This is a genomic window from Thalassolituus sp. LLYu03 (assembly GCF_050507655.1).
GTDB lineage: Bacteria > Pseudomonadota > Gammaproteobacteria > Pseudomonadales > Oceanobacteraceae > Venatoribacter.
In genome coordinates this window covers 3,021,390-3,034,969 of sequence record NZ_CP191496.1, presented here as the reverse complement: position 1 = coordinate 3,034,969, position 13,580 = coordinate 3,021,390, and the positions used below count along the sequence as shown (strand labels likewise).

The following is a 13,580-nucleotide window of genomic DNA, read 5'->3' as shown; positions in this document are numbered from 1 at the left end:
CAGGAAACAGAATGAATAAGAATGCGTTAGCCCTGTCGGTATTACTCGGCAGCAGTCTGCTGGGCGCCTGCTCAGACAAACAGGAAGCCGCTCCGGCTCCGGTGGAAGTGAAAGTGGTGGTGGTCACCATGTTTGAAATCGGCAACGACGACGGCGATGCCGCCGGCGAATTTCAGACCTGGAAGACCAATCAGCAACTGACGCAGGCCTATGCCTTTCCGCAGTCGCATCACGACCTGTACCTGAACCCGGAAACCGGCGTGCTGGGCATGGTGACCGGCATGGGCACCAATAAATCGTCGTCGGCCATTATGGCGCTGGGGCTGGACCCGCGCTTCGACCTGAGCAAAGCCTATTGGCTGGTGGCCGGTATTTCCGGATTCGATCCGCAGGATGCTTCCATCGGTTCCGCCGCCTGGGCGGAATGGGTGGTGGACGGTGACCTTGGCCACGAAATTGATGCGCGTGAAATTCCGGACGGCTGGAATAACGGTTATTTTCCGTTGTTCAGCAGCGGCCCTGAACCTGAAAAACGTCCAGCGGATAATGGCGAAGTTTTTCATCTGAACGCCGGCCTTACCGACTGGGCTTTTCAGTTAACCAAAGACACCGAACTGGGTGATGACCCTGTGGTCAGCGCGCAGCGTGCCGCCTTTACCGCTTACCCGAATGCGCAGAAGCCGCCGTTTGTATTAAAAGGCGATACCCTGTCGAGCATGACCTTCTGGCACGGCAATCTGCTCAATGACTGGGCCAATCGCTGGGTCAGTTACTGGAGCGAAGGGCAGGGCGAATTTGTGTCGTCGGCCATGGAAGATACGGGCACCGCACAATCGCTGCGTTATTTAACCCGTGCCGGTAAAGCCGACGAGCAGCGCCTGATGGTGTTGCGCACCGCCAGTAATTTCACCATTCCCGATCCCGGCGTGACCGCGGCCGATAACCTGATTCATTCCGGTGAAAATTATTCCGGGCTGGGTCTGGCCATCGACAGCGCTTACCGCGTTGGCAGTGTGGTGGTGAATGAAATTGTCAGTCACTGGGATGAGTATAAAACCACGGTGCCGGGCAAGCCCTGAGCCCTCAATTGCCGGTTCATGCCGGGCTGCGCTCAGACCGGGCGGCTGGTAAGCTGATGTTTTTTACCGGCCGCTGTTATGCACCTGTTGCACGAAGATCAGATTGATATTTCCGGTTTCGCCTCGGTGCGCGAACGCGTATTGCTGCTCGACCGGCATTTCTTTAAACAGGTGATTCCTGACGACTGTTTCGACGGACTGGGTGGCTGTGTGTATCTGGCCAACGCCTGGTTTTCGCCGCACGGCAGTACCGGGCTGCATCACCACCGCGGGCTGGATATTGTCAGCCTGATTCCCCGTGGGCAGATTCTGCATCAGGGCACGATCGGAGATGGCGTGCGGGTGAATGCCGGGCAGGTGCAGATTCAGCGCGACGGCCGTCAGGGGTTCAGCCACAACGAAATTAACCCCACTGCCGCCGTGCAGCCCATGATTCAGCTGTGGATTAATCCGCAGTGGACGCACCCCGGCAGCTCCGGGGCAGCCGATCATCATGCCGACTCTTATCACGCCGCAGCGCCGGACGCTTATCATGCCGGCGCGCCGGACTATCAGATTGTGACCATAGAACCCGGTGTGACCTGTGTGTACGGTGGTGAGCTGTTTGCGGCGGCCATGCGCGTCGATGTGATCGACTGGCCGGAAGGCGGCGTTTTGCCGCTGGCCGGTGAAGCACTGCTGTACGTCTGGGGTGGCGGCTGCGAGGTGCGTAAAAGCGAGATGCGTGAAAGAGAGGCGCGTGAAAGAGAGGCGCGTGAAAGAGAGGCGCGTGAAAGAGAGGCGCGTGAAAGAGAGGCGCGTAAAAGCGAGGTGCGTGAAAGCGAGGCGCAGGCGGGCGAGAGTCAATCGCTGCTGCGTGGCCATCTGCTGCGCGGGCGTGACTTCAGTATCGTCGCTGAGCGCGGGCTGCAGGCGTTGCTGATCCGTACAGCCTGAGTTGGCTGTGCCTTTTCTATCGTTTTCTGCCTTTTCCTGTACCGTCACGAACAGCGCATTTTTCCTCTCTTGCTGGTCGAAAGCGGAAATTTTTTCCATATCTGACCCGCCGAATCTGGCAGGGTCCAACCCGGCCAAGACGCCGATAACGTGACAGACTGTGCTCCGTTCATAACGTCAGAATAACAAACTGCCTTTGCCTGCCTCTCTCACCCACCGGCGGCACAGGGTAGAAACCTTACAACCGTCTGCAGGACGGCGCGGAGTTCTCATGAAAGATTTTTACGGTAAAACAGCCGCCATCACCGGCGCAGGTTCCGGCATCGGCCGTGCACTGGCCATCAACCTGGCAAAAGCCGGTTGCAACCTGTCGCTGAGCGACGTGAATGCCGCAGGTCTGGAAGAAACCTGCAACATTCTGGCGCAGTACAAAGTGAAAGTGACCAGCACCCTGCTCGACGTATCCAACCGTGACGCGGTCTTTAAATGGGCGGATCAGACCGCGGCCGATCACGGCAAGGTCAACATGATTTTCAACAACGCCGGTGTGGCGCTGTCGGGCACTGTCGGTGGTCTGAGTCTGGAAGACTACGAGTGGATCATGAACATCAACTTCAACGGTGTTCTGTACGGTACCAAAGCCTTTATGCCGTACCTGGAAAAATCCGGTGAAGGTCACATCATCAATACCTCCAGTATTTTTGGTCTGGCGTCCCAGCCATTAATGAGCGGTTATAACGCCAGTAAATTTGCGGTGCGTGGTCTGACCGAATCCCTGCGTCAGGATCTGGAAATTTCCGGCTCCTGCGTCAGCTGCAGCTGCGTGCATCCGGGCGGCATCAAAACCAACATCGCCAAGTCTGCGCGCATGGATACCTCGTGCAAAGACGTGACCGGTGCCTCGAACGAAGAAGCCACCAAAGAGTTTGAAAAGCTGTTCATCACCACCCCGGACAAAGCGGCGAAAACCATTCTGGCCGGCGTGCGCAAAAACAGCCGTCGTATCCTGATCGGACCAGACGCCCGTATGTTCGATCTGCTGGTGCGTCTGCTGCCGGCGACTTACCAGCGTATTTTCACCTTCGCGGTGAAAATGCAGTCGAAGAAGACCGCTGCGCGTACCCGCAACGCCTGAGTCTGAACGACAGCAAGTAACGGGCCTTCGGGCCCGTTTTTTTTGCCCGCAGCTGGCCGGTGGCACGAAATGCCTGTCTCTCCTGACTCGTGCCCGCGCCGCTGCCGGCTGGCCGGGGACGCAGCCGATCAAACTGCGCCATGGCGGTTTGCCCATCGGCGGTGGTGGATTAGAGTTAGGGGTTACAGAGGGCATCGCCAACGAGCGGGAGCGGGCATGAGCAAAGGGAACGACGGGCTGAGCTGCGTTTGGTCGTTGTGTGCAGGCCTGATGCTGACGACATCAAGTGTGGCTCTGGCAGAACCGGACGTTATTACGCTGGTGGCGCCCGAATACTGGTGCCCCTTTTCCTGCGCCGAAGGCAGCGAAGAAGAAGGCTTTGCCGTCGACATTACCCGCGCGGCGCTGGCGACGCAGGGCATCCGCGTGCGCTACGTGAACATGGCCTACGACCGCGCCCTGCAGCAGGTGCGGCATGGCACTGTCGATGCCGTAGTACCTGTGATGGTCGATGAAGCACCGGATTTTGTGTATCCCCAGCAACCGGTGTCGGCCACGGAATACTGCTTCTACAGCGCGCCGCAATCGGTCTGGCAGTACGACGGCGAAGCCTCACTGGCCGGTGTCCGTTTGCTGGCCACCTCGGGCTACCGCTATGGCGAGCCGGTGGACACCTACATAGAACTGAACAAAAACGGCGCCGTCACCTTAATGCAGGGCGGTAATATTCCCGACCGTATGATCCGCATGGTGCAGAGCGGCCGCTTTGATGCACTGCTCGACGACTCGCGCCTGTTTGACTACGCCATTGCCCGCAACCGTTATCCGGTTACGCTGCGCAACGCCGGCTGTCTGCCCGAGGTGTATTACGGCTTTGCCGCGTTTTCGCCGGCACTTAGCCGCACGCCACACAGCGTTGAAGCGTTTAACCGGGGGCTTAAACAGATCCGCGCCAGCGGAGAACTGGCGCGCATTCTTAAACGCTACGCGATCAGCGACTGGCAGTAGCTGTCTGTGGCTCACCCGTCTCAACAACCGCTGCCGGCTGAGGTGAGACATACGCCGCCGTTCCCCACAGCGGCACCGTCGATAAACTGTGCTTAAAGCTGCCCGAGGTTTCTTTGGTGGCGTACGACAGGTACATCAGCGTTTGCGTCGTCGGGTCATAGATACGGCGCACTTTCATGGTTTTAAAAAATACACTCTTGGATTTGGTGAACACCACTTCGCCGTCTTTGCTTTTGTCGATGGCGGCAATCATGGCGGCGGTAATTTCACCGGTCTGACGGCAGGCAATCGCGCTGTCGCTCGGGTCTGAAAAACTCAGGTCGGCTTCTACCGACGCCACATGGCAGGTCACGCCGGTGACCACAGGGTCGATCAGTACGTTGAGTTTGATGTCTTTCAGGGTAAATACACCGAGGGATACATCGCCCACTTCGTTGTCGCTGCACCCGGTCAGAGCCAACAGCAGAAGCAGGGGCCAGACCGGCCGGGCAATCCGGTGCCACTTGTGTGAGCTGCGCGAGCTGTATGAGTCGCGCGGATCGCGGGAATGGGGTGAGCTGCGTGCCATAGAAAATCCTCCGTAACGATCACGTCAGTGTACCGGAAGACAGCCTATCACTGCGCACCCTGCGTTTTGCGGTCATGCACGGCCATGCGCCAACGCGGCTGCCGGAGTGGTGATGAATAATAGTGTTGCGCAATACGCCCGCTATTGAGGCTGAAATCAGCAGCCGGGAATGGTAAAACGTCGCCATTAACCCGTACTGGAGAATTTCATGAGCAACGTCTGGTTTGCCACCCCTGATATCGCCGATATGAACCGTCAGATGGAGAACACCGCCTGTTCCAATCTGGGCATTGAAATCACGGAAGTGGGCGATAACTGGGTGAAGGGCACTATGCCGGCCGATGCGCGCACCTTTCAGCCGGTGGGGCTGGTGCACGGTGGCGCCAACGTTCTGTTCGCCGAAACCTTAGGCAGCATGGCGGCGAATCTGTGTCTGGATAACAGCAAAGAATACGCCGTTGGTCAGGAAATTAACGCCAACCACCTGCGCGGTGTGCGTTCGGGCACCCTCACCGGTGTCGCCACGCTGGTGCATAAGGGGCGTTCGTCTCAGGTGTGGGAAATCCGCATTTACAACAATGAAGGAAAACTCAGCTGTATTTCGCGCCTGACTATGGCGGTGATTCCGGCGCAGTAATCTCTGACCGTGATCTCTTCTGCGGGCCCGGACCGACCGGTCGGGCCCGCAGCATTTTCGTAAAGTCCTTATCTTCGCGCCCCGCCTTTGTTTTCTCGCTCCGCCATTTTTGCCATCGGCGGCGTCGCTGCGCCGGTTTTTTTCTGACAAAAACGCGCTGCGCCGGCCCCTTCTGTGTCGGCCATTCACCCCGCTTTTTGCCCAAACTCAGACGCGACGCCACTTGCAGCGCTTGCGCTTGTTCCGCTGCTCGTTAAACTCCGTGCCTGCGCAAATTGACGGCTCATTCTGTTTTCAATAGGCTCATTTTCAAAACGGAATGGCTTATCAGTTTGCGGCGTCAGAGGTGCCTAGGCTCAGCGGTCGTCATCCGTTCCATAACAACAAAAAAGGAACCGGCGCATGAATAAGCAGCACTGGGATATTGTGATCATAGGCGCTGGTGTCAGTGGCATCGGCGCGGCTGTGCGTCTGCTGCAGCAGGGCTTTACCGATTTCGTGATTCTCGAAAAATACGATGACCTGGGTGGCACCTGGCGCGACAACACGTATCCGGGCTGTGCCTGCGATGTGCCATCGGCGTTGTATTCTTACTCGTTTGCGCAGAAACCGGACTGGAGCCGGGCCTTTGCCGGTCAGGCGGAAATTCTGCAATACGTGCACACCACGGCGGCGGCACAGGGGGTTAAGCCTTTTATCCGCTATGGCGTCAGTGTGGACGACAGCCGTTGGTCAGAAGAACAGCAGCTGTGGCAGCTGAGCACGTCGCAAGGGGCTGTGACGGCCAATAAACTGATTTCGGCGGTGGGGTATCTGCACGAGCCGATTCTGCCCGATTTACCCGGCCTTAAGGATTTTCCCGGCGCTGTGTTTCACAGTTCGCGCTGGCAGCACGACTGCGATTTAACCGGCAAGCGCGTAGCTGTTATCGGCACCGGCGCTTCGGCGATTCAGTTTATTCCGGAAATTCAGCCTAAGGTGCACACCCTCAGCGTATTTCAGCGCACCCCGCAGTGGGTTTTACCCAAACCGGATCACCGCATTCCGGCCATTGAGCGTGCTTTTTTTAATCTGCCCCTGACGCTCAACAGCTGGCGCAAAATTCTGTACGGCGCATTGGAGATTTTTGGTGTTGGCTTCCGCCGTCCCGGATTACTGAAGGTGGTTCAGGCGCTGGCGGAACGCCATCTGAAACGCAACATTAAAGACCCGGATTTACGCGCAAAATTAACGCCGGATTACACGCTGGGCTGCAAACGTGTGCTGCTGTCGAATCATTATTATCCGGCGATGAGCAAGCTGAATGTGAATCTGCACGCCACCGGTGTGGCCGAAGTGCGCGGCGATACCTTAATCGGGCAGGACGGCAGTGAAGCGCAAGCCGACGTCATTATTCTGGGCACCGGCTTTCATGTTTCGGATGTGCCGATTGCCGGCCATGTGTTCGGGCGCGACGGCCGTTCGCTGGATCAGGTGTGGGGCGGCAGCCCGGAAGCTTATCGCGGTACCTGTGTGCATAATTTCCCGAATTTCTTTCTGGTGCTGGGGCCGAATCTGGCGATTGGCAATAATTCGGCCTTTATCGTTATCGAATCGCAGCTGAATTACATTCTGGGCGCTCTGCAGGTGATGCGGCGCAACAGCCTGCAGACACTGGAGGTGAAAGCCGCCGTGCAACAGGACTACAACCAGGTCGTGCAGCAGGCGTTGCAAACCACGGTGTGGAACACCGGCGGTTGCTCCAGTTATTACCTGGATAAAAACGGCAAAAACAGCATCGGTTTTCCGTGGAGTTCCAACCGCATGCAGGCGTTGCTGAAACATTTCGACCCGTCATCCTATGTGGCGCTGAGTCAGGTGGATTGGCAGGTCGGCCGTCAGGAAAATGCACCGGAGCCGGCAGCTGCTTCTGCTGAAACAAAAAAAGCCACCCGAAAAGCACCCGCCGCGCGTAAAGCACGCAGTACAAAGACTGTGGTCAGCGACGAGAGCCGTGCTGAGCCGCTGGCAGAAAAACCGCCGCGCAGCCGGCGTAAAAAAGCACCGCAGACTGAGGAGAGCAACGTATGAGCCATAACCAAACTTCTGCTCCGAAACGCGCGCTGGTGCTGGGCTGTGGTGCCGTGGCCGGTGGCGCCTGGACCATCGCCGCGCTGGCATCGGTGCGTCGTCAGCTGAACTGGGACCCGGCCTCGGCCGACCTGCTGGTAGGCACGTCCGTCGGTGCCGTGATTGCGGCGTTATTAGCATCGGGCGTCAGCCTTGATCGTCTGCTCGCGGCGCAGAATAACGAACCGGAGGATGGCTGCGTGTGGAATCACGACACCGATTCCGGTGGCCGTTTACCGCCCTGGCCGCAATGGCGTTTTACCAGCACGGCGCTGATGCGCAAGGCGCTGAATCGAGAAGTGCGCCCGCTCACCGGTGTGTGCGGTTTATTGCCGCGCGGCCGCACGGATATGTCCGGCTTTGAACGTCTGATTCAGTCGGCGTCGGCCGACCGCTGGCCAGAGAAAAAACTGTGGTTAATGGCGGTCGATGCCGCCAGAGGCGAACGCCGCGCCTTTGGTCGAGATGCCGCCGATGCTGCACAGATTCCGCTGTCGCAGGCCGTGTGTGCGTCGTATGCCGTGCCGGGTTGTTGCCCGCCGGTGGCCATTCAGGGCGCGACTTATCTGGATGGCGGCATTGTGTCGCCGGTGTCCGCCGACCTGCTGGTGCAGGAAGACATCGACGAAGTCATTCTGCTGGTGCCCATGGCCTCGCGCGAACCGGGCGCCAGTGGCGGCCTCATTAATGCCGTGGAGCGCTATGTGCGCCGGGGGATGACGGCGCTGGTCGACCGCGAAGAAGCCATGCTGCGGGCGGCGGGTAAACGCGTGATCCGCATCGAACCCAACGCCGATGACCTGCGCGCGTTCGGCTGGAACCTGCTCGACCCGGCGCGTCGTCAGGGCGTGTTTGAGACCGCATTAATGACCTCACCCAATACCGTCGCGGACGCCATTGTGCGCGCCTGACGCTTTACATAATGCAGACGCCGGCGGCCTGCCGGCGTTGGCGTTATGGGCACTATTTCCGGCGAATTTACGCAGAACCTCTACTCAGATCACATAAAGTCAGTGAGGGCCTGCCAACACTTATTCATCCGGCCTGTTATTGGCTAGAAATTTATCAGACAAGGCGCTGAGAGTGTGGCCTAACGGGTTAAGCGAACGAACAGCAACGCCGGATGAGAGATTTTTGGCCATAACCCTTCGGGCTGAGGCCAGTTTTCCCCATTAACATCGTCGTTCGTCATTCATTTAACCCGTTAATATCACTCCTCACTTCTTGTTTTGAGAAAAACTGGCTCTCAGCAGGACGGATGAATAAGTGTTGGCAGGCCCTGAGAACCATTCTCGAATGTAAGACCGTGGTAAATGCAGGGTTTTGCCATTCCGATGATCGATTCCTGCTGTCTATGCTGGGCGTGCCTGGAATGTCCGGGCGCTTATTCTGAACTCAGTCCAGCCAGGAAAACGCTATGTCCGGAACTCTGAAACTTCTGCTCGCACTGCCGGTGTGCGCCTTACTGACCGCCTGTGGCGGTGACACCACGACCTCCATTTCGTCAGGGTCAGACGCCTCGTCGGATTCGTCCGACAGCAGTTCGTCGTCCAGCAGCTCAGGCTCGTTTGATGTGGCCGACTACAAAGACCTGACCACCTCAGCCTGTGCCGGCGACACCCAGATGGACATTCTGGTGTGTGCAGTGGATGCCTTCCTTGGCACCTTAAGCAGCTCGGAACTCAGCAGCGTGCAATACAGCTGGTCGCAAACCAGCAAGCGCACCACCTGGTCGAATCTGCCGACCAATTCTGTGCAGCGTAACGGCCTCAGTCTGGGTTCGCTGAGCAGTGAATCCCAGGCCGCCTTTATGCTGGTGGCGCGCGCCGCGTTGAGCGATCAGGGCTATGAAGACATGCTGGGGGTGATGGCGGCGGATGAATATCTGGTTGAACAGGGTGGACAAAGCTCTGGTTACGGCTGGGAGAAGTACTACATCGCCGTGTTCGGCACGCCGGGCAGCTCGGAAGACTGGATGCTGCAGCTGGGCGGCCACCATATGGCGCACAACATTACCTATCTGAGCGGAACCGGTTACCCGGTGCCGAACCATCTGGCGGCGGAACCCAAGGCCAGCTTTGTATTGAATGCCGAAACCTGGGGGCCTCTGGTGGACGAAGGCACCAGCATGGTGGCCATTTTCGATTCCCTGAGCAGCAGCGAACTGAGCAACGCACACCTGAGTGGCACCTTCGGTGACGTGGTGATGGGGCCGGACAATGGCTCGACCACTCTGGATGACTACCCGGATCAGGACGGCCAGCTGGTGTCGTCGCTGACCAGTGCCCAGCAGGCGCTGGTGACCGCCGCCATTGCCGAGTGGGTGGAAGATTATCCGGCCGATGTGGCCGATCAGCTGATGACCGATTACACCTCGGCCGCTGCATTTGCCGAAACCTACGTGGCCTGGGGCGGCACCGAAGCCAACGGTGTGAATGTGGATAAATCCGGTACTTATATGCGCATCGACGGCCCGCGTGTATGGATCGAAGTGGCCTGTCAGTCTGGCGTCATCCTGAGCGGTACCCACTACCACACCATTTACCGCGACAAGACCTGGGACTACGGGAACAGCCTGTGATGCGTTGGTCCGGCTTATTGGTTCTGCTGCTGTGTCTGCGGGTTTATGCCCACGAGGCCAGTTACAGCACTTTGTATGTGGATGTGCGCAGCGACCGCGTGGATCTGGAGCTGTTGCTGCCGCTGGAACCTCTGTCGCTGGCGCTGACCGGTGGCGAGCGTACTGATGCCGCTGCCCACATGGCGCCGTCCGAACTGGAGGCGTATGTGCGCCAGCATCTGTCGCTCGCCCGTGGCGGGCATGCTTTGCCGCTCACTTGGGCGGCGGCGCAGCGCGCTGAGGATGAACAGGCCGGCATTGCCGTGCCCGTGCAGCGGGTATGGCTCAGCGCACCGCTTGCGGCTGCGTCAGAGGCTTCAGAAGCCGCCGGGCTGCAGCTGCACGCCGACCTGATCGTTCATCAGATGGTCAGCCACCGGGTGCATGTGATTCTGCGCAGCCATTTTGCCGGCGGACAAACCGGGGCAGAAAATCTGGGCATTATCCGTCTCAAGCGGTACGACCTCAGCATTGCCAGCGGCAGCGTCTGGACGGGGATGCAGGCCCTGTTTGCCCTGGGTCTGCAGCATATTCTGGACGGCACCGATCATCTGCTGTTTTTGCTCTGCCTGTTATTGCCGCTGCCGCTGATGCGCACCGCGCAGGGGACCTTGCTGCACCGGCCGGGTGTTCCCCGGCTGGTGGTGCGCCGCATTACGGCGTTTACGCTGGCGCACAGCCTGACCCTGTTGCTGGCGGTGCTCGGCTGGTTACCGGCCGGTGGCGTGTGGGTGGAAGTGCTGGTGGCGCTGACCGTGCTGGTGGCGGCACTGCAGGCGCTGCGTCTGTCGCTGGGCTCAGCCGCATCGGCGCGTCTGGCGGCGGGCTTTGGTCTGATTCACGGTCTGGCCTTTGCCGAGGTATTCGCCGGCATGGGGCTCAGCGGGCGGGAATTGTTTCTGGCCTTGCTGGCTTTCACGCTCGGCATCGAGGTGATGCAGCTGGCGCTGGTGGTGCTGGTGATGCCGCTGCTGATGCTGCTGGCGCGTTCGCTGCGGCTGTACACCGGGGTGCGCGTCTGTGCCTCTCTGGCGGCGGCGCTGCTGGCGCTGGCGTGGCTGGTTCAGCGACTGGCCGACGCCAATGGTCTGGCGATACCGCTGCTGTTCAGCGACTTATTGCTGTGGCTGCTGGTGTGCATACTGGCGCTGGGGTTGCTGGTGTTTTTCGCTGTGATGCTGCGGCTGTCGTGGCCGTGGCGTGCGCTGCACTATGCCAGCTCCAGCCCCAATGCAGGCCAATAAAAAAAGGTCGTAAAAACAGGTCGTAAAAACCGGTCGTAACAAACCGGCTGTAAAAGACGACGTCGGGAAAAAGGCGGGTTCTGCGCGGCTCAGCGCAGGCCCAGTCCGCCAATCACAAAGTGAATAATTTCGTCTTTCCAGCGCTGAATATCCGCATCGCTGGCGTTACCTTCCGCCACTTGTTTAACCGCTTCCATCATCATGGCGGTGATCAGGTTGGCAGCCACGCGGGTGTCCATCGACGGCCGTAAAAAGCCTTTCTGAATGCCGTTTTTCATGTAGTGCTCAGTGAACTGAGCGAATACAGCAATAAAGTGCTGCACCGAATCGCGGGCGTCGCCCTCGACGCTTAATGCTTCATAAAAGGCGATGCGTGCCAGACGTGGGTCGGCGTGAAAAATACGCATCATGTGAGCTGCAATACGCTCCAGCTGAGCGCGGTATTCGTCCAGCGTATTAGTGGTCGGTGGTTCCTGCTGCACGACGTCGGCCATCTGACTCAGCAGCTCCGCCAGAATGGCGTTAAAAATATCGCGTTTATTTTTGTAGTAACGGTAAATCGTACCGTGGCCAATGCCGAGCAGGCTGGCGATGTCGGCGATGGCGGCGTTGTGATAGCCCTTTGCGGCGAACACCTGAATGGCCGCCTGCAGAATATCGGCCCGGCGTTGGGCAATTTTTTCTTCGCTGGCGAAATTGGCCATGCAGCAACGACGCTTTAAAAACAGAATGGGCCGTCATTTTTAGGTGACGGCCCATCACTGTCAACCGCGCCGATAACGCCTCAGTGGTCTGTTGTGGCGCGGACTTTGGTGGCGCGGACTTTGAGTGTATCGATCAGCCAGTCGCAGGCGGCAAACAGCAGCAGGGCCACACCGCTTAACGGAAACAGCACAGCACAGCCGATAAAAGTAAGACGCCACATCAGCGGCATGGCTGCCGCCGCCGGTGCGCGCGGCGGGCGCGACAACGCATGGCGCGGGCTGCTTTTCCGTTGCGGGCGGCGTTTAAACCACAGCACCAGTCCGGCCAGCGACAGCAGCATCAGCAGCACACAGGCGACGATATTGGCCCACAGGTTCAGCGGCCCGGCCAGGCCTTTGTGCAGGGCAATGCCGGCGGCCATGCTTTTCGCCAGCAGGTTGTAATCTGTCCAGCCGATATCGGCCAGCACAGCGCCGCTGAAACGGTCGAGGTGCACGGTGCGGTCGTGCAGCGGATTGCTGATATCACCCGAGGTGGTCGAGGCAATCAGGCTGTAAACGCCGTTTTTGCCACGCGGCAGACTGACCCGGAAATAATCCATACCCAGTGCCTTGCCCTTCGCCAGCGCCGCGTCCAGATCAAAGGCCTGCGTGTGGGGGGCGCTGTGATCATGATGCCCAGCGCTGTGCGGCAGCGGCTGCAATTCCACCGCCCACGGCACTTCATTCAGATTGTCGCTGTTGAGACTGGCTGTGGTTAACGCCGGGGTGGCTTCGCTGGTGCTTTGATGGTGCCCGGCATGAGGATCGGTGGCTTCACGGTTAAGCCAGAAACGCGGCGATTTTTCGGCTGGAAAACTGCTCCACGGCTGCACAATTTTCTGCCCCCAGACGCCGGTCCAGGCCAGTCCGCTTAAGGCAAAAAACACCAGAATCAGACTCAGCCACAGGCCCAGCGCGCCGTGCAGCTGGCGCCAGTGAAAGCGTTTGTTTAGCGACAGCGGTAAACGCCACAGCGAACCGGACGCGGTGCGCGGCCAGTGCAGATAAACACCGGAAATCAGCAGAAAAATACACAGCCCGGCGGCGGCTTCCAGCAGCGCGTCGCCGAACCAGCCGGTGAGTAAACTGCCGTGAATGTCATCGGCAATGGCGTACCAGGTATCGTGCAGGGCAATACTGCCCAGCACCTGAGCCGTGTACGGGTCGGCAAACACAATGCGGCTGCCGCCGGCATCGCGTACGTGCACGCGGGCACTGCCATGGTCGTGGGTGGGCGGAAGGTATTGTTCTGCGGTGGCCGCCGGAAACGCCTGCACCACCGCCGCCAGTTGCTCACTTGCTGGCAGGGGTTGCTGGGCATCCGGATGGGTCACGGTCAGCCACTGGCCAAACTGCCATTGCTCCAGCTGCGGATTCAGCAACATGGCCAGCCCGGTGAGGGCCAGCACCAGCATAAAAGGCAGTACAAATAACCCGGCATAAAAATGCCAGCGCCAGAGTTTCAGTTGCAGCGCGTGGGTGCTATTCACAGTCATCG

General features: G+C 59.0%; 12 protein-coding genes. 9 read left to right on the top strand and 3 right to left on the bottom strand.

All coding sequences use genetic code 11. From position 1 onward, the window contains the following. The first annotated feature begins 11 nt into the window (after positions 1-11). From ACQUQU_RS13715 to ACQUQU_RS13700, 4 genes are all read left to right on the top strand, one after another. On the top strand, positions 12-1,079 hold the full coding sequence (locus ACQUQU_RS13715) for a purine nucleoside permease (RefSeq protein WP_430460266.1): 1,068 nt from the start codon (positions 12-14) through the stop codon (positions 1,077-1,079). 78 nt (positions 1,080-1,157) lie between these two features. Then, positions 1,158-2,015 carry a pirin family protein gene (locus ACQUQU_RS13710; protein ID WP_430460265.1) on the top strand — a complete coding sequence of 286 codons (858 nt, stop codon included), beginning with the start codon at positions 1,158-1,160 and terminating at the stop codon, positions 2,013-2,015. Between the two features lie 271 nt (positions 2,016-2,286). Beyond that, complete coding sequence (locus ACQUQU_RS13705; protein ID WP_430460264.1) at positions 2,287-3,150, top strand: SDR family NAD(P)-dependent oxidoreductase; 864 nt, start codon at positions 2,287-2,289, stop codon at positions 3,148-3,150. Between the two features lie 216 nt (positions 3,151-3,366). Continuing rightward, positions 3,367-4,158 (top strand): substrate-binding periplasmic protein, encoded by a 792-nt coding sequence (locus ACQUQU_RS13700; RefSeq protein WP_430460263.1) that lies wholly within the window; start codon positions 3,367-3,369, stop codon positions 4,156-4,158. Here the strand turns inward: ACQUQU_RS13700 and ACQUQU_RS13695 are convergent. Beyond that, positions 4,142-4,726 carry a CreA family protein gene (locus ACQUQU_RS13695; RefSeq protein WP_430460262.1) on the bottom strand — a complete coding sequence of 195 codons (585 nt, stop codon included), beginning with the start codon at positions 4,724-4,726 and terminating at the stop codon, positions 4,142-4,144. The two genes, ACQUQU_RS13700 and ACQUQU_RS13695, sit on opposite strands and share 17 nt — an antisense overlap. Before the next feature lie 208 nt (positions 4,727-4,934). Between ACQUQU_RS13695 and ACQUQU_RS13690 the strand changes: the two genes are divergently transcribed. From ACQUQU_RS13690 to ACQUQU_RS13670, 5 genes are all read left to right on the top strand, one after another. Beyond that, entirely contained in the window at positions 4,935-5,363 is a 429-nt protein-coding gene (locus ACQUQU_RS13690; RefSeq protein ID WP_430460261.1) for a hotdog fold thioesterase, read from the top strand. Between the two features lie 402 nt (positions 5,364-5,765). Then, a complete protein-coding gene (locus ACQUQU_RS13685; RefSeq protein ID WP_430460260.1) occupies positions 5,766-7,433 on the top strand; it encodes a flavin-containing monooxygenase in 1,668 nt (555 codons plus the stop codon). Further along, complete coding sequence (locus tag ACQUQU_RS13680) at positions 7,430-8,383, top strand: patatin-like phospholipase family protein (protein ID WP_430460259.1); 954 nt, start codon at positions 7,430-7,432, stop codon at positions 8,381-8,383. Before ACQUQU_RS13685 ends, ACQUQU_RS13680 begins: the two co-directional genes overlap by 4 nt. A 506-nt stretch (positions 8,384-8,889) precedes the next feature. Then, positions 8,890-10,053, top strand: a complete 1,164-nt coding sequence (locus ACQUQU_RS13675; RefSeq protein WP_430460258.1) for a DUF3500 domain-containing protein — start codon at positions 8,890-8,892, stop codon at positions 10,051-10,053. Next, positions 10,053-11,336, top strand: coding sequence for a HupE/UreJ family protein (locus tag ACQUQU_RS13670; protein WP_430463041.1), 1,284 nt, complete (start codon positions 10,053-10,055; stop codon positions 11,334-11,336). Before ACQUQU_RS13675 ends, ACQUQU_RS13670 begins: the two co-directional genes overlap by 1 nt. An 89-nt stretch (positions 11,337-11,425) precedes the next feature. Here the strand turns inward: ACQUQU_RS13670 and ACQUQU_RS13665 are convergent, their stop codons facing one another. Both ACQUQU_RS13665 and ACQUQU_RS13660 read right to left on the bottom strand, forming a co-directional pair. After that, positions 11,426-12,040, bottom strand: a complete 615-nt coding sequence (locus ACQUQU_RS13665; protein ID WP_430460257.1) for a TetR/AcrR family transcriptional regulator — start codon at positions 12,038-12,040, stop codon at positions 11,426-11,428. A gap of 80 nt (positions 12,041-12,120) precedes the next feature. Further along, on the bottom strand, positions 12,121-13,578 hold the full coding sequence (locus ACQUQU_RS13660) for a PepSY-associated TM helix domain-containing protein (protein WP_430460256.1): 1,458 nt from the start codon (positions 13,576-13,578) through the stop codon (positions 12,121-12,123). Between the last annotated feature and the right edge of the window lie 2 nt (positions 13,579-13,580).

Bases quoted from the DNA above. Each gene is read 5' to 3' on its own strand.
- ACQUQU_RS13680 (WP_430460259.1), top strand. From the start codon at position 7,430: ATGAGCCATAACCAAACTTCTGCTCCGAAACGCGCGCTGGTGCTGGGC.
- ACQUQU_RS13715 (WP_430460266.1), top strand. From the start codon at position 12: ATGAATAAGAATGCGTTAGCCCTGTCGGTATTACTCGGCAGCAGTCTG.
- ACQUQU_RS13675 (WP_430460258.1), top strand. From the start codon at position 8,890: ATGTCCGGAACTCTGAAACTTCTGCTCGCACTGCCGGTGTGCGCCTTA.
- ACQUQU_RS13660 (WP_430460256.1), bottom strand. From the start codon at position 13,578: ATGACTGTGAATAGCACCCACGCGCTGCAACTGAAACTCTGGCGCTGG.
- ACQUQU_RS13670 (WP_430463041.1), top strand. From the start codon at position 10,053: ATGCGTTGGTCCGGCTTATTGGTTCTGCTGCTGTGTCTGCGGGTTTAT.
- ACQUQU_RS13665 (WP_430460257.1), bottom strand. From the start codon at position 12,040: ATGGCCAATTTCGCCAGCGAAGAAAAAATTGCCCAACGCCGGGCCGAT.
- ACQUQU_RS13700 (WP_430460263.1), top strand. From the start codon at position 3,367: ATGAGCAAAGGGAACGACGGGCTGAGCTGCGTTTGGTCGTTGTGTGCA.
- ACQUQU_RS13695 (WP_430460262.1), bottom strand. From the start codon at position 4,726: ATGGCACGCAGCTCACCCCATTCCCGCGATCCGCGCGACTCATACAGC.
- ACQUQU_RS13685 (WP_430460260.1), top strand. From the start codon at position 5,766: ATGAATAAGCAGCACTGGGATATTGTGATCATAGGCGCTGGTGTCAGT.
- ACQUQU_RS13710 (WP_430460265.1), top strand. From the start codon at position 1,158: ATGCACCTGTTGCACGAAGATCAGATTGATATTTCCGGTTTCGCCTCG.
- ACQUQU_RS13690 (WP_430460261.1), top strand. From the start codon at position 4,935: ATGAGCAACGTCTGGTTTGCCACCCCTGATATCGCCGATATGAACCGT.
- ACQUQU_RS13705 (WP_430460264.1), top strand. From the start codon at position 2,287: ATGAAAGATTTTTACGGTAAAACAGCCGCCATCACCGGCGCAGGTTCC.